This window comes from Streptomyces katrae, from assembly GCF_002028425.1.
GTDB lineage: Bacteria > Actinomycetota > Actinomycetes > Streptomycetales > Streptomycetaceae > Streptomyces > Streptomyces katrae_A.
Genome location: NZ_CP020042.1, coordinates 792,397 through 805,948, shown reverse-complemented (window position 1 = coordinate 805,948; position 13,552 = coordinate 792,397). Strand labels below are relative to the sequence as shown.

The window sequence follows — 13,552 nt, the reverse complement described above, 5'->3', positions numbered from 1 at the left end:
GGCCCGCCCGAGCCGCTCAGGCGGTGCGCCGCGCGGCCACCACCGCGCAGGCCACCGCCAGCGGCAGCTCCGCCCCGGCCGCCAGCAGCAGCGCCAGCCCCTGCTCGCCGGTCCCCAGAGAGGTCGTGACGTCGAACCAGGCGTCCATCGCCAGCAGCGCCGCCGTCGCCGCCGCCACCGGCGCCACCCGCGGATCGCCCGTGCGCAGCAGCAGGCCCGTCCCCGTCAGCCCGGCCGCGAGCATCGCGTCCAGGCCTATCCAGGCGGTGGACCAGTGGGACACCCCGGCCGTCCGCGGCATCGTCTGCGCCAGCACCACCATCCACGGCAGCAGCGCCAGCCCGCACCCGGTGAACACCGTCGCGGGGCGGGGCAGCCCCCGGCCCGCCCACCCGGACCGCGGCCGGCCGGCCGCCGTGCGCAGGGCGGCGGCGGGGCGGCGGACCTGGAACTGCGGGGCGGCGAGGGCCATGGCGGCGGGTCTCCTTCCGGGCCGGCGGTCCGTCCGCCGGGCACACCACCACTGTGTCCGCCCGCGCCCTCACGATCACTAGCCCCACCGTCCGAACCGGGGGTGGCACCAGCTACACCCCCCACCGGGCACCAGGGTGGTGGCGGCCACCCTGACCTGTGCGATTACCGTACGGGTATGGCAACTTGGAGCGCGCTGAAGCGCTCGTACACCTGGATCGCGGGGCACACCCCGTGGTCGGCCTGGGCCTGGCGCAACACGGCTTTCAGCGTCGCGGCGATCCCGCCCGCGCTGCCGGTCGCCACCGGATTCCTCCTGCTGACCGCGACCCCCGCCCGCAGCGGCCTCCCGCTCCTGCTCGCCCTTCTGCTCTGCCCGCTGCTGACCGGGCTCCAGCGCAGCCGCTTCCGGGTCCTGCTCGGACTCGACGTGCCGCCCGTCGTCCACACCCACCCCTGGCGGACCGTACGCGGACTGGCCGAACGGCTGCGCTCCGAAGCCACCCGGCGCCAGTACGCCTACCACCTCGCCGTCAGCCCGCTCGCCGCCCTCGGCGCCGCCGCGCTCGTGCTCACCTGGGCCGGCGGCCTGGCCGCGGCCTCCGCGTACGCCTGGGTCTGGATGCTCCCCTCCGACGGCGAACTCCCCGACTTCGGCTGGACCCGCCAGTACGACCTCCTCACCGCCGGCGGCGTCCTCGTGCTGCTCGCCGCACCCTGGATGGCCGCGCTCCTGACCCGGCTCGACGCCCTCGCCGCCGCCTCCCTCCTCGGCCCCAACCGGGCCCGCGAGCTCCAGCGGCGCGTCGAGGACCTCGCCGAGAGCCGTGCCGGAGTGCTCGACGCAGCCGACATCGAACGCCGCCGCATCGAACGCGACCTCCACGACGGCGCGCAACAGCGCCTCGTCTCGCTCGCCATGAACCTCGGCATCGCCCGTGCCACCCTCCCCGGACTCCCGCCCGAGGCCAAGGCCGTCATCGACGAGGCCCACCGCGAGGCGAAGGAGGCCATCGAGGAACTCAGCAACCTCGTACGGGGCCTGCACCCGGCCGTCCTGGAGGACCGCGGCCTCGACGCCGCGCTCTCCGGGATCGCCGCCCGCGCCCCGCTGCCCGTCGAACTCACCGTGGACCTCGCCGAACGTCCCGGCCCCACCATCGAGGCCGTCGCCTACTTCGTCGTCTCCGAGGCCCTTGCCAACGTCGCCAAGCACGCCCGCGCCCGCCGCTGTTCGGTCACCGTCGCCCGGGTCCCGGGCGGCCGTCGAGGCGACCTGCTGCGCGTCGTCGTCACCGACGACGGGGTGGGCGGCGCGGACCCGGCCGGCGGCACCGGCCTGACCGGCCTGCGCAAACGCGTAGGGTCGGTCGACGGAACCATTCTGATCAACAGCCCCGAAGGGGGCCCGACCGTCGTCACCGTGGAGCTGCCGTGCGGGCTGTGATCGCCGAGGACTCCGTCCTCCTGCGCATAGGTCTTGTCAAAGTCCTGGAAATGGCCGGATTCGAGGTGGCCGCCGAGACCGGCGACGCCGAGGGACTGCTCGCCGCCGTCGAGGAGCACCGGCCCGACCTCGCCCTCGTCGACGTCCGGATGCCGCCCGGATTCACCGACGAGGGCGTCCGGGCCGCCCTGATGATCCGCAGTCAGAGCCCGGGCACGGCCGTGCTGCTGCTCTCCCAGTTCGTGGAGGAGCGCTACGCGGCCGACCTGCTGTCCTCCCGGAGCGGCGCGGGCATCGGCTATCTGCTCAAGCAGCGCGTCGCCGACGTCGAGGAGTTCATCGACGCCCTGCGCCGCGTCGCGGCCGGCGGCACCGCCCTCGACCCGCAGGTCGTGGCCCAGCTGCTGCTCAGGCGCGGCGGACCGGACCCCCTGGAGCGGCTCACCCCGCGCGAGCGCGAGGTCCTGGCCCTGATGGCCGAGGGCCGCTCCAACGCGGGGATCGCGGACGGGCTCGTGGTGAGCGAGAGCGCTGTGGCCAAGCACATCAACAACATCTTCGCCAAGCTCGACCTGCCCCCGGCCGCGGAGGCCCACCGGCGGGTCCTCGCCGTCCTGCGGTTCCTGGACGGTGCCTCGTGAGCGGCCCCAACGGCCCGGCCGCCGGCGCCGGGAGCGGACCGCGCCTGGCCTGGTACACGGCCGCGGCGCTGAGCGCCGTCCTCGTGGTGGCGGCGGCCGGCTGGCAGGTACGGGCGGACGTCGGCGCGCAGAGCGCCACGGTGACCGGCGGCAGTGCCGGGCGGACCGTGGGCGCGCTGGAGGTCGTCGGCGGCGAGTCGGACGTGACGATCACCCCGCGCGGGGACGGGGCGGTCGGCTACCGGGCCGACATGACCTGGTCCTGGCGCAAGCCGGCCGTCGAGGAGAGCTGGCTCGGCGACACCCTGAAGCTGACCCCGCGCTGCCCCGAGGGCGACTTCGGGATCACCAGCGGCACCGGGTGCTCGGTCCGTCTCGCGGTGACCGTGCCCGCCGGGATGCCGGTCAGGGTCTCCGGCGGCTCCGGCCGGGTCACCGTCAGCGGCCTCGCCGGCACCGTCGACGCCGACATGGGATCGGGCGCCCTGGTCCTCGCCGCTCTGCGCGGCCCCCTGCGGGCCCGGGTCGGCTCGGGCACCCTGGACGCCTCCGGGCTGGCCGTCGCCCAGGCCGACGTCCGCGCCGACTCCGGTCACGCGAAGCTCGCCTTCGCGGCCCCGCCGGACCGGGTCGCCGGCCACGTCGGCGCGGGCCGTCTGGAGATCACCCTCCCGACGGCCACCCGCTACCGCGTCACCTGCCGGGCGGGCGCGGGCCGTTGCGAGACCGAGGACGCCCTGCGCGACCCCTCGGCCGGCCGCACCCTGGACCTGGACGCGGAGGCCGGCCACGCGAGCGCGGTCTCCCGCGCCGCGTCACCCTGATCCGCGCCGGTCAGACGATGTGCCGCCCGCCGTCGACCGTGAGCACGTCCCCCGTCGTGTAGGCGGCGTCCACCAGGTACAGCGTCGCCTCCGCCACGTCCCGGGGCGTGCCCACCCGGCGCAGCGGGGTGTTCTCGGTGATCCACTCGCGGGAGCTCTCCCAGACCTCCTCGGCGCCCTCGTACCAGGGGGTGTCGATCAGCCCGGGTGCCACGGCGTTGACGCGGACCGACGGGCCCAGCTGCGAGGCGAGCAGCCGGGTCATGTGGTTGACGGCGGCCTTGCTCACGGCGTAGGGGACCGAACTCCCCAGGGCCCGGGTCGCGGACACCGAGGAGATGTTGACGACGCAGCCCGCACCGGACTCGCGCAGGTGCGGGACGGCCGCGGTGATCATCTGCCAGGCCCCGATCACGTTGACGTCGAAGATCTCCCGCCACGCCGCCGCGTCGGCGGCCTCCAGGTCGCCGAGCGGGATGAAGCGGGTCACGCCCGCGTTGTTGACGAGGATGTCCAGCCGGCCGTAGGCCTCGATCGCGGTCCGCACGATCCGCCGCGCGTCCTCGGCGTCGGAGACGTCCCCCTGTACGTACACGGCGTCCGGGAGCCGCGCGGCGAGCTCCTTGCCGGCTTCCGCGCTGCGCGCGGAGTTGACGACCACACGTATCCCCTCGGCGGCCAGCCGCTCGGCGACGGCGGCTCCGATCCCCGAGGAAGAACCGGTGACCAGGGCGACGCGACTCTCGCTCATCTTCTCTCCTCCAGCTGCGGGTCAGCGGTGCGGGGCCGCACCGGAGCCACAACCTATCGCATCGCGGAAAGTGTTTTCCGTAATACGGAGCATGCCGGGGCCCCTGGCTCAGCGTCGCTCCAGCAGCCCCCGTACGTAGGCCGCCTGGCCCGCGTGCTGGAGGTCGTCGGCCAGGACGCTCACGAGGCGGACCCCGAGGGTGACCGGAGGGTCCCAGCGTTCGTCGACGATCCGCTCCAGGTCGGCGGCGGCCAGAGCGCGGACGAAGCGCAGGGAGGCCCCGTGCACGGCGTCGTAGTAGTCCAGCAGCAGTTCGGCCGAGTCGACGCGGACGCTCCCGGCCTGCTTCGCCGTGTGCCCGTAGCCGTGGTCGGCGACGGGCAGCGGCAGGGCGAAGCGGTCGGCCCAGCCGGCGGACCGCCAGAGCTGGTCCTGCCCCGCGGCGCCGGCCACGTGGTCGTCCTGGATCCGGGTCAGGTGCCACACGAGCCAGGCGATCGAGTTCGCCTCCGGGTCGGGGCGGGCGTTGAGCTGCTCGGCCGTGAGCCCGCCCACCGTCTCGTGGACCACCTCCCGGATCCGCCCGAAGCCGTCCGCGAGTACCTCCGTGGCCTTCATGTGCCGTCCCCAGCCGTAGTCCGTAGCGGTGTCCGTGGCGATCCGCTGCCGGAACCACCATGCAAGGCCCCGCCCTGCCGGGCGGGGCGACACTCCGTCAGCGGCGGCGGGCGCGGCGCAGGAGGATCCCGGCCGCCGCGCCCAGCAGGGCGATCCCGGCCACGCCGGCGGTGGTCCACCAGCCGGTGGAGACGCCGCCCGGCGCCGGATCCGCCGAAGCCGTGGAGGCGGGCGGGGCGGAGGGGGCGGGCGGGCCCGCCGCGACCACCGGAGGCGGGGCCGTGGGGGAGGCGGGTGCGGAGGAGGCGGGGGCGGGCGCCGGGTCGGTCACCGGGACGCCGATCTCCTTGCGGGCGCGGCCCAGGGAGGGGAAGCCCGCCTCCACGGTGACCGTCCAGGTGCCGGCCGGAAGCGTCTCGGCCGTGGTCCAGCCCGCCGCACGGCCGGGATCGCGCACCAGCTTCCAGGGGCCCTCGGTTCGGCTGCCGTCGGCGCTGACGGCGTTCACGGTGGCGGCCACGGCCTCCTCGACGGCGTCCCCGTCGTTCTCCCAGGTGACGTCGGCGGTGACGTGCCCGGCCCGCTCCCCGGTGATCACCACGTTCAGGGTGTCGCCGTGGGCCTCGGCGGGCCCGGCCGTGACGACGACGGCGACGGCGGTCAGGGCCAGGGCGGTGAGGGCGTGCGCGGTCAGGGTTGGCAGGGCGGCGTGCCGGATACGGGCCGGGGCGGTGCTCGGAGTGCTCACGGTGCTCCAGATGAGGTGGAGTGCGGGAGGGGGTACGGAAGGCGGGCGGCCCTAGGGGAGTAGGGCCGCCCGCCGGTCGTCGGGGTCAGGCGGCCTTGCGGGCCGTCCAGACCTGCGCCGGACGGCCGTCCGCGCGCTGGAGTTCGAGCAGCCAGTCCCCGTAATAGGGCCGGTTGCTCACCGCGAGGGCGAACCCGCCGCTCGGGTCGGAGACGGTCACCGCGCCGTCGCGCGAGGAGAGCTTCCACCGCTGCGCGGCCGAGCCGGCCGCGCAGGGCTGCTGCGCGATCCACATCCCCGCGGCCGGGGCACCGCCGGGCTGCAGGCACTTGCCGGAGACCGCCGAGCGGATCCGCACGAGGCCGCTGCCGGCGTCGTCGAAGTACCACTGCTGCTGCGCGTAGCCGTTGGACCGGCCGCCGACCAGGACCGTCCCGTCGGCGGTGCGGCCGCCCCACAGTTCGGCGGCCATGCCGCTGCTGCCGTTGCCGAGCACGTAGCGGGTGCCCGGGGTGGTCGTGGCGCCGCCGCCGGAGTCGGCCGTGCGGAAGGACGTGGCCTTGCCGGGGCCGCTGTCACGGCCCGAGGTGTCGCGGACCGAGACGGCCGCCGTGTACGCGGTGCCGGGGCGGAGGTTGTAGACGCGCAGGGAGGTGGACTGGACCCACGTCAGGTGCCTGTCGTCGAGCAGGACCTGGTACCAGGCGGCCCCCTCGACCTGGGGCCAGCTCAGGACCACGGAGTCCGGCTGGATCTGTCCGGCCGTCACCACCGGTCCGCCCGAGGGCTTCTTGGTGGGCGAAGGCGTGGGCTTCGGGGAGGGCCCCGGGTTCGGGTCGGTGCCGTCCCCGCCCTCCGTGCGCATCAGGAACTGGTTGTCGGCGATGTTCCAGTGCGTGGCCAGGTAGCTGCCGGGCTGCGGGCTGGTGTGGAAGTAGTCGTCGTGGTTGCAGTCGAGGATGTTCTCCTTCGCCTGGTTGTTGCAGACGTAGCGCATCTGCGGGTAGTACGGCGTGTCCGAGTAGCACATGACGTCGTACTCGTCCGTGCAGTGCGCGCCCCGGCTGGTGTTGGGCGCGCTGTTGTTGACCGCGCCCAGGTTGTGGCCGAGTTCGTGCGCGGCGGTGTGGCCGCCCCAGCAGCCGGAGTCGGTACGGCCGTAGGAGGGGCCGAAGTTGCTGAGGTTGTCCTGGCCGTGGCGCTCGTCGCCGTTGAAGGTGCCGATGCCGCAGTAGACCTGGGTGTCCGCGAAGATCATGTACTTGCGGTCGCGACGGTTCAGCCCCTTGCCGGCCAGCGCGTTGTTGGTGGCGCTGAACTCCGCGAGCGCGGAGTCCGGGAGCTCGATGTCCAGTACCGACGGGGTGCAGTCGGCGGCCGTCACGTAGCGGATGTGGCGGATGCCGCCGGTCTCCTTGGCGCTGGCCGCGTAGATCATGTCGGCGTCCACGGCCCACTTGCGGAACGAGGCCGCGTACTCGGCGTAGCGGTCGCGGCCGGGGCCGTGCGCGTAGACGACCTGGATGCGGTTGCCGGTGCTGCCGTCGCCGTCGCACTGGACGGTCTGTCCGGCCGGGCCGGTGGCGACCGCCTGGCCGCCGGACGGCGCGGCCGGGGCCTTGGCGCTCGGCGCGAGGCTGCGGGCGTCGGCGGCGGGCGCGTCCTGAGGACGCCCGCCGCCGTCCGTGGCGGCCGGGTCGGCGGAGGCGGGGGCGGCCGGATCGGCCGCCGCGGCCTTGGAGTTGACCACGGGCGGGACATCGGCCTTGACGTCGACGCCCTTGGGCGGGGCGTCGGGGCCGTGGGTGCACAGGCCGGACTGGGTGCGGTAGACGCCGGCGCAGCGGTCGCCCTTGGGGGCGGTGTCGAGGCCGTCGTAGACCATGCCCTTGGCGTCCTCGTTCGCGGGCTTCTGCGCGAGCGGGGCCGGGTCCTGGTCGCGGGCCGGTGCGGCGGCCGGCTCCGCGGCGGCGGCCGGGGCTCCGGCCAGTGCGGGGGTGCTCGCCCCGGCGTCGGGGGCGAGGCGGGAGTAGGCGAGACCGCCCGCGAGCAGCGCCGCCGACGCCGCCGCGGCGGTCAGGAGTATCAGCTTCCGCGGTGTGCGGCGTTGGTCGGTCCGGCGGCGCCGGCCCTTGGGTCGTGCTGTCATGCGCACCTCAAGTCCTGGTCAGGGGAGTGGGTGCGCAGAAGCGTGCCAGACGAGCGCCGTGGAGAATTCGGACAAACGGGAGCCGGGCCCGGGAAATCTATCCGTTACCTTCGGGCCGGATTTGATGAACTGTCAAGTCGCTTTGAAAATAGGGGAGTTACGCGCGTCGCGCGGAAAAGGTCCAGGCCAATAAAGGGAGGTCGTTATAAAATCGAGATAACAGGTGGAACCTTGTTGACGGCAATTCAGTCAGGTATTCATTCAAAAACTACCTGCCGAATTCCTCCCGTCACAGGCCGTGGGTGCCCAGGCCGCCCGGCGGAGCGGCGCAGGCTTGGGCACCCGTACGGACTACCGGGCGGCGTCCCGCTCCCAGAGGTAGAAGCGGTGGGCCATCGCGTCCTTGGGGCTCCGCCAGGTCTCCGGGTCGTGCGGGCTGACGTACGCCTGGAGCCGGTCGCTCAGGTCACGGAACTCCGGGTGCCCGACGACCTTCGCGATGGCCGGACCGGGATCGCTGTCGCACTCGACCAGGTGCATGTACACCTCCCCGAACTGGAAGAGGCTGCGCCGCCGGACGCCGACCAGGTGCGGCAGCTCGCCGGCGTCCGAGGCGGCGAACAGGCGGGCGATGTCGGGCGCGGAACCGGGCGCCATCCGGGCCACGATGAGGGCTTGGTGCATCGAGGGTCGCCTTTCGGGTGGGGCGGGGAGGGGGACGACGCGGGGGAGGGGGGATCAGGGCCGGCCCGCCGGCGACTTGGCCTTCGCCCGGTGCGCCCGCTCGATCTTGTCCCGGATCAGCTCCATCTGGATCTTGGAGTTCTTGTTGATGCGGTCGGTCATCCCCGCGTCGTCGATCGGCGCGTCCGGCTTCATCGCGAAGTCCTGCACCCACCGCATCCGGGTCCCGCCCGGCACCTCGCCGTACTCCCAGTGGATGTTCATGTGCGCGAACGGGCCGGTCTCCACCCGGCGCGCCTTCACCGTGAGCCCCGCGCGGTCCACCGTCCGCTCCGAGACCCAGCTCCACACCACCCCGTTCTCGTCGGGGTGCATGGCCAGGCGGAACCGGGTGGTGTTCCCCGCCTGCTCCAGGATCTCGACGGAGGCGTACTCGCTGAACAGCTCGGGCCAGTTCGGCAGGTCGTTCGTGACGTCCCAGACGACGTCCACGGGCGCCTTGACGGTGATCTCGTTGTCGGTGTGACCGGGCATCTCAGGCTCCTGTCATGAGGCTGTTGTTGACGAGGTCGACGAACTCGCGCGGGCTCTTGCAGCGGTCGGCGTCCGCGGGAAGCGCCCGGCCGCGCCGGTTCTCCAGCTCGCCCACGATCCCGAGCAGGCCCAGCGAATCCAGGCCGTAGTCGTCGAACCGCGAGTCCGGACGGCTCGTCAGCTCGGCGGGGTCGACGGTGATGCCGGCGCCCTTCATCAGGGTCGCCAGCTCTTCCATGGTCAGTCGGTCGGACATCGTGCCTTCTCTCTCCTGCTTCCGCGCCGGCCGGTCGCCCGCGCGGCCCTGAGGAACCGGGTACGGATCACTGCGCGCCGGACTCAAGGCCCCTTGCGCAGGACGAGTGCCGCGTTGGACCCCATCCGGCCGCGGCTCAGGACGAGCGCGGTCCGCAGGGGGGCGACGCGGGCGCTGCCGGTGACCACGTCGAGGTCGTGGCAGACGTCGAAGACGTTCGGCGTGGGCGGCACGACGCCGTGCTCCAGCGCCAGGACCGCGGCGGCCGCGTCCAGGGTCCCGGCCGCGCAGTACGCCCGCCCGGTACCGGACTTGGGCGCCGTCACCGGCACCTTCGACCCGTGGGCCCCCAGCGCCGACCGCAGCGCCGCGGCCTCGGCCGCGTCCGCCTCGGGCGTGCCCAGGGCGTCCGCGAAGACCACGTCCACCTCCTCCGGAGCGCAGCCCGCCTCCCGCAGCGCACCGCGGACGGCATGCGCCAGCCCTTCGGAGTCGCCCGGGCGGCCCGGCGGGGTGAAGGTGGCGCAGTGCCCGGCCACCAGGGCCCGGACGGGCGCCCCCCGCCGCGCGGCCGTCGCCGCCTCCTCGACGGTGAACATCGCACCGCCCTCGGCCGGGACGAACCCGCAGGCCTTCGCCGTGAAGGGGCGGTAGGCGCGCTCCGGGTCGTCCGCGGTGCTCAGCCCCTCGTACCCCACCTGGCAGACCACCGAGTAGGGGGCGAGAGGGGCCTCCGTCGCGCCGACGAGCATCGCCCGGCTGCCCTGCCGGATGGCCCGTACGGCGTGCGCGAAGGCGTCCAGCCCACCCGCCTCGTCGCTCGCCACCACCCCGCACGGGCCCTTGAACCCCCGCCGGATGGAGATCTGGCCGGTGCTGGCCGCGTAGAACCAGGCGATCGACTGGTACGGGCCGACGTAGCGGGGGCCCTGCCCCCACAGCCGCTGCAGCTCGCGCTGCCCGAACTCGCCGCCGCCCGAGCCGGCCGCCGTCACCACGCCCACCGCGTACGGGTCGTCCTCGTAGTCGGCCCGGCCCAGCCGGGCGTGCTCCAGCGCGAGGTCGGCCGCGGCCAGCGCGTAGTGGCTGAAGCGGTCCGTCTGGACCAGGAACCGCTCCTCCACCAGCGAGCCCGGGTCGAAACCCCGCACCTCGCCCGCCACCCGCACCGGAAGGTGCTCGCAGCCCTGCCGGGTCACCCGGTCCAGGACGCTGGCCCCGGCCTGGGTGGCCTTCCAGAAGGCCTCCGCGCCGATCCCGTTCGGCGCGACCACCCCGATACCGGTGACGGCCGCCACGGGACCGGCAGTACGGCTCTTCACGCGCGTACCTCCTTGGGCTGGGTCAGGACCACGGCGGACTGGAAGCCGCCGAAGCCGCTCCCCACCGACAGCACGTTGCGCAGGGTGTGCCTGCGCGCGGTGCGCGGCACGTAGTCCAGGTCGCATTCCGGGTCGGGGGTCTCGTAGTTCGCGGTCGGCGGCACCACGTGATGGGTCATCGCCAGGACGCAGGCCGCGAGTTCGATCGCCCCGATGGCGCCGAGCGAGTGCCCCACCATGGACTTGATGGAGGTCATCGGCGTCTTGTAGGCGTGGTCCCCGAGCACCCGCTTCACGGCCGCCGTCTCGTGGCGGTCGTTCTGCTTGGTGCCGGAGCCGTGCGCGTTGACGTAGTCGATCTCCCGGGCGTCGACCCGGGCCTGGGCCAGCGCCGTCTCGATCGCCCGGGCCATCTCCAGGCCCTCGGCGGTCAGCCCGGTCATGTGGTGGGCGTTGCCGAAGGTGGCGTAGCCGCCGATCTCGCAGTAGATCCGCGCGCCGCGGGCCCGCGCCCGCTCCAGCTCCTCCAGGACCAGCACGGCCCCGCCCTCGCCGAGGACGAAACCGTCCCGGTCGGCGTCGAAGGGCCGCGAGGCGTGCGCCGGGTCCTCGTTGTTCGCCGAGGTCGCCTTGATGGCGTCGAAGCAGGCCACGGTGATGGGGGAGACGGGGGAGTCGGAGGCACCCGCGATGCAGACGTCCATCCGGCCCTCCTGGATGGAGTGCACCGCGTACCCGACGGCGTCGAGCCCGGAGGTGCAGCCGGTGGACACGGTCTGCACGGGACCGCGCGCCCCGGTCTGCTCCGCCACCGCCGAGGCGAGGGTGGCGGGGGTGAAGGCCCGGTGCAGGAAGGGGGAGGAGAGGCGGTGGTCCACGTCCCACCACGCGCCCCGCTGGCTCACGTCCACGTAGTCGTGCTCCAGCCGGGTGGTGCCGCCGACCGCCGTGCCCAGGGACACGCCGGTGCGCCAGGCGCTCTCGCCGTCCAGCTCCAGGCCGGAGTCGGCCACCGCCTCGCGGGCCGCGACCAGGGCGAACTGGATGTACCGGTCCGCCCGCGCCGCCTCGTCCTCGGTGAAACCGTGCTCGGAAGGGTCGAAGTCGACCTCGGCGGCTATCCGGGAGCGGAACCCGTCCGGGTCGAAGAGGGTGATGCCCCTGGTCGCCGTACGGCCGTTGGACAGCAGGTCCCAGAAGGCGGGGGCGCCGATGCCGCCGGGGGCCACCACCCCCACCCCCGTGACGGCCACCCGCCGGCCGGTCACGAGACGGCCCCCGTCCGCTCCGGAGGGCGCTCCGCCCAGGCGGTGGCGTCCGGGTTCGGGGCCTCCTCCGTGTCCACGTGCCCGAGCTTCGGATCGGGGGCGAGGGGACCGAGGTGGAAGACCATCCGTGCCTCGGTGCCGCCGACGTTGCGGAACCGGTGGCGCATGTTCAGCGGGACCAGCAGCCCCTGGTCCGTGCGCAGCGGGTGGGTCTCCCCGTCGAGGTCGACCTCGAGCGTGCCGGCGACCACGTACACGAACTCCTCGGAGTACGGATGGTAGTGCTCCGCGATCGACTCGCCCGGGGCCATCACCGCCAGCCCCATGAAACCGCTGGTCGAGCCCACCGAGGTCGGGGTGAGGACGGCGCGCAGGTCACCTCCGCGCCTGCGGTTGGGCTGGGTCTCGCTGAGGTCGACGATGCGCGGGTGATGTTTGGTCACAGCGGACTTCCTCCTGGCGGACCGGAGCCCTCTCACGGGCTGCCGGTGGGGGTGGGGGTGGGGGTGGTGCACGGCGCCGGGGCGAGCACCCGCGCGGGGTGCCGCCGCCCGGCCGGTTCAGGACTGCGCCGGAGCCCGGCGGTCGGTGATCAGGTCCATGGGGTACGGGGCGTGCGGAGCGCCGGCCAGCATCCGGTCCAGCACCGCCGCGCCGCGCGGGCCGTCCAGTCCGAAGCCGCCCGCGAAGCGTCCGTCGGCCGGCCCGCTGACGTCGAGCAGGCGGACCACGACGTCGTCCCGCTGGAAGATGCTGCTGCTCAGCACGGGACTGGTGGGGATCTTCGCGGCCTCCTCGTCCTGGCGGGCGAGGAACCGGGCCACGAGCGGGCCGCAGCCCGGCTTGGCCGGGTAGAACAGCGCGTGCCGGGTGATCCGGTCGGGCTGCGGGCCGTGCGCGGCGACGTGGTGGACGGCCGGCAGGCCCGCGCGCATGAAGAACATCCGGGCGGACTCCGGGTCGGTCAGGTCCCGGTCCTGCTCCAGGTACGGGTTGATGGCCTGTTCCACGGCCCGCACCTCGGGCTGCTCCGCGACGTGCCGCAGCGCGGCCGTGAGGTCGCCCTTCACCTCCACGGCCCGCACCACCCGGTTGCCGTGCATGAACAGGGAGGTCCGCAGCAGCCGGGTGTGGTCGTCGACACGGGCGGCCGGGGAGGAGTACGAGGACAGCAGCTCGGCGACCTTCTCCTCGCTGCCCGGCTTGACCGTGAAGGTCAGCGCGTGCCGGACGATGCCCTCACCGAGCCGCGGCGCCTCCTGCAGCCGGCCGCCGAACCCCGCCTGCGGGGCGTCGTAGCGCCGGCCGGTCTCGCGCAGCACCGTGAACTTCAGCGGGCGCATCGAGCGGGCGCAGGCGCCCAGTGGCTTGACCTGCTCGGCGTGCTCCTCGCTGTTGACCCAGGCGAGGTACTGCGGCGCGCTCTCCCACTCGCTGGTGATCAGCCACTGCGAGGGGTTCTCGAAGGACTGGCAGAGCTGGTCGCCCAGATGCCCGGGCACCGAGGCGATGTCGTGCCGCAGCCGCTCGTAGGCCTCGAAGAACCGCTGCTGGGCGCCCTCGTGGAGGTCCATCAGCAGGACGACCCGGAGCATCGAGCCGTCGAACGCGGACTGCGACACCCGTTCGGACAGGGTGGTTGTCATCTGCTCACTCCTTCGTGGGGGCACGGACGCCGGCGCGCACGCGCTCCCCTGCGTCATTCGGCGGCAACTGCCCGGCCGCACGGGGCCCCGTGGCCCGCGGTCACCGGACGCGGACGGTCCGGACGGGAGGGGCCGCCGCTGTCGCTCATCGTCATCCGCCCGGGTACGGATCGCGACATCTCCGGATCAAGCG

The 13,552-nt window shown here is 74.0% G+C and carries 15 protein-coding genes; 3 read left to right on the top strand and 12 right to left on the bottom strand.

The annotated features are described in order from the left end of the window. Nucleotides 1-16 precede the first annotated feature (16 nt). Complete coding sequence (locus tag B4U46_RS03780) at nucleotides 17-472, bottom strand: hypothetical protein (protein WP_079424069.1); 456 nt, start codon at nucleotides 470-472, stop codon at nucleotides 17-19. Between the two features lie 177 nt (nucleotides 473-649). Here B4U46_RS03780 and B4U46_RS03775 point away from each other — a divergent pair, with 177 nt between their 5' ends. Genes B4U46_RS03775 through B4U46_RS40030 form a run of 3 tightly spaced genes read left to right on the top strand, consistent with a single transcriptional unit; the run spans nucleotide 650 to nucleotide 3,383 of the window. After that, nucleotides 650-1,918, top strand: coding sequence for a sensor histidine kinase (locus B4U46_RS03775; RefSeq protein ID WP_079424067.1), 1,269 nt, complete (start codon nucleotides 650-652; stop codon nucleotides 1,916-1,918). Beyond that, entirely contained in the window at nucleotides 1,906-2,559 is a 654-nt protein-coding gene (locus B4U46_RS03770) for a response regulator transcription factor (RefSeq protein ID WP_079424065.1), read from the top strand. Before B4U46_RS03775 ends, B4U46_RS03770 begins: the two co-directional genes overlap by 13 nt. Beyond that, nucleotides 2,556-3,383: a hypothetical protein gene (locus B4U46_RS40030; protein WP_079424063.1), complete on the top strand. Its 828-nt coding sequence runs from the start codon at nucleotides 2,556-2,558 to the stop codon at nucleotides 3,381-3,383. The genes B4U46_RS03770 and B4U46_RS40030 overlap by 4 nt, the downstream gene beginning before the upstream one ends. Nucleotides 3,384-3,393: 10 nt before the next feature. Here the strand turns inward: B4U46_RS40030 and B4U46_RS03760 are convergent, their stop codons facing one another. The 11 genes from B4U46_RS03760 to B4U46_RS03710 all read right to left on the bottom strand — a co-directional run bounded on the left by B4U46_RS03760 (nucleotide 3,394) and on the right by B4U46_RS03710 (nucleotide 13,359). Then, on the bottom strand, nucleotides 3,394-4,134 hold the full coding sequence (locus tag B4U46_RS03760) for an SDR family NAD(P)-dependent oxidoreductase (RefSeq protein WP_079424061.1): 741 nt from the start codon (nucleotides 4,132-4,134) through the stop codon (nucleotides 3,394-3,396). A 108-nt stretch (nucleotides 4,135-4,242) separates the two neighbouring features. Further along, on the bottom strand, nucleotides 4,243-4,752 hold the full coding sequence (locus tag B4U46_RS03755) for a mycothiol transferase (RefSeq protein ID WP_079424059.1): 510 nt from the start codon (nucleotides 4,750-4,752) through the stop codon (nucleotides 4,243-4,245). A gap of 97 nt (nucleotides 4,753-4,849) precedes the next feature. Then, complete coding sequence (locus B4U46_RS03750) at nucleotides 4,850-5,500, bottom strand: hypothetical protein (RefSeq protein WP_079424057.1); 651 nt, start codon at nucleotides 5,498-5,500, stop codon at nucleotides 4,850-4,852. Between the two features lie 85 nt (nucleotides 5,501-5,585). Further along, a complete protein-coding gene (locus tag B4U46_RS03745; protein ID WP_237292599.1) occupies nucleotides 5,586-7,649 on the bottom strand; it encodes an RICIN domain-containing protein in 2,064 nt (687 codons plus the stop codon). Between the two features lie 351 nt (nucleotides 7,650-8,000). Further along, nucleotides 8,001-8,333 (bottom strand): TcmI family type II polyketide cyclase, encoded by a 333-nt coding sequence (locus B4U46_RS03740; protein WP_079424055.1) that lies wholly within the window; start codon nucleotides 8,331-8,333, stop codon nucleotides 8,001-8,003. A gap of 54 nt (nucleotides 8,334-8,387) precedes the next feature. Continuing rightward, nucleotides 8,388-8,867: an SRPBCC family protein gene (locus B4U46_RS03735; protein WP_079424053.1), complete on the bottom strand. Its 480-nt coding sequence runs from the start codon at nucleotides 8,865-8,867 to the stop codon at nucleotides 8,388-8,390. A gap of 1 nt (nucleotide 8,868) precedes the next feature. Continuing rightward, nucleotides 8,869-9,123 carry an acyl carrier protein gene (locus B4U46_RS03730; RefSeq protein ID WP_079424051.1) on the bottom strand — a complete coding sequence of 85 codons (255 nt, stop codon included), beginning with the start codon at nucleotides 9,121-9,123 and terminating at the stop codon, nucleotides 8,869-8,871. Between the two features lie 83 nt (nucleotides 9,124-9,206). Further along, entirely contained in the window at nucleotides 9,207-10,445 is a 1,239-nt protein-coding gene (locus B4U46_RS03725; protein WP_185117339.1) for a beta-ketoacyl synthase N-terminal-like domain-containing protein, read from the bottom strand. Then, complete coding sequence (locus B4U46_RS03720) at nucleotides 10,442-11,713, bottom strand: beta-ketoacyl-[acyl-carrier-protein] synthase family protein (protein WP_079424047.1); 1,272 nt, start codon at nucleotides 11,711-11,713, stop codon at nucleotides 10,442-10,444. The genes B4U46_RS03725 and B4U46_RS03720 overlap by 4 nt, the downstream gene beginning before the upstream one ends. Then, nucleotides 11,710-12,156, bottom strand: coding sequence for a cupin domain-containing protein (locus B4U46_RS03715; RefSeq protein WP_079424045.1), 447 nt, complete (start codon nucleotides 12,154-12,156; stop codon nucleotides 11,710-11,712). The genes B4U46_RS03720 and B4U46_RS03715 overlap by 4 nt, the downstream gene beginning before the upstream one ends. Nucleotides 12,157-12,273: 117 nt before the next feature. Further along, the gene (locus B4U46_RS03710; protein WP_079424043.1) at nucleotides 12,274-13,359 is read right to left on the bottom strand and encodes a SchA/CurD-like domain-containing protein; all 1,086 of its coding nucleotides are present in this window, start codon (nucleotides 13,357-13,359) and stop codon (nucleotides 12,274-12,276) included. Nucleotides 13,360-13,552 lie beyond the last annotated feature (193 nt).

Bases quoted from the DNA above. Each gene is read 5' to 3' on its own strand.
- B4U46_RS03780 (WP_079424069.1), bottom strand. From the start codon at position 472: ATGGCCCTCGCCGCCCCGCAGTTCCAGGTCCGCCGCCCCGCCGCCGCC.
- B4U46_RS03775 (WP_079424067.1), top strand. From the start codon at position 650: ATGGCAACTTGGAGCGCGCTGAAGCGCTCGTACACCTGGATCGCGGGG.
- B4U46_RS03760 (WP_079424061.1), bottom strand. From the start codon at position 4,134: ATGAGCGAGAGTCGCGTCGCCCTGGTCACCGGTTCTTCCTCGGGGATC.
- B4U46_RS03755 (WP_079424059.1), bottom strand. From the start codon at position 4,752: ATGAAGGCCACGGAGGTACTCGCGGACGGCTTCGGGCGGATCCGGGAG.
- B4U46_RS03745 (WP_237292599.1), bottom strand. From the start codon at position 7,649: ATGACAGCACGACCCAAGGGCCGGCGCCGCCGGACCGACCAACGCCGC.
- B4U46_RS03740 (WP_079424055.1), bottom strand. From the start codon at position 8,333: ATGCACCAAGCCCTCATCGTGGCCCGGATGGCGCCCGGTTCCGCGCCC.
- B4U46_RS03735 (WP_079424053.1), bottom strand. From the start codon at position 8,867: ATGCCCGGTCACACCGACAACGAGATCACCGTCAAGGCGCCCGTGGAC.
- B4U46_RS03730 (WP_079424051.1), bottom strand. From the start codon at position 9,123: ATGTCCGACCGACTGACCATGGAAGAGCTGGCGACCCTGATGAAGGGC.
- B4U46_RS03710 (WP_079424043.1), bottom strand. From the start codon at position 13,359: ATGACAACCACCCTGTCCGAACGGGTGTCGCAGTCCGCGTTCGACGGC.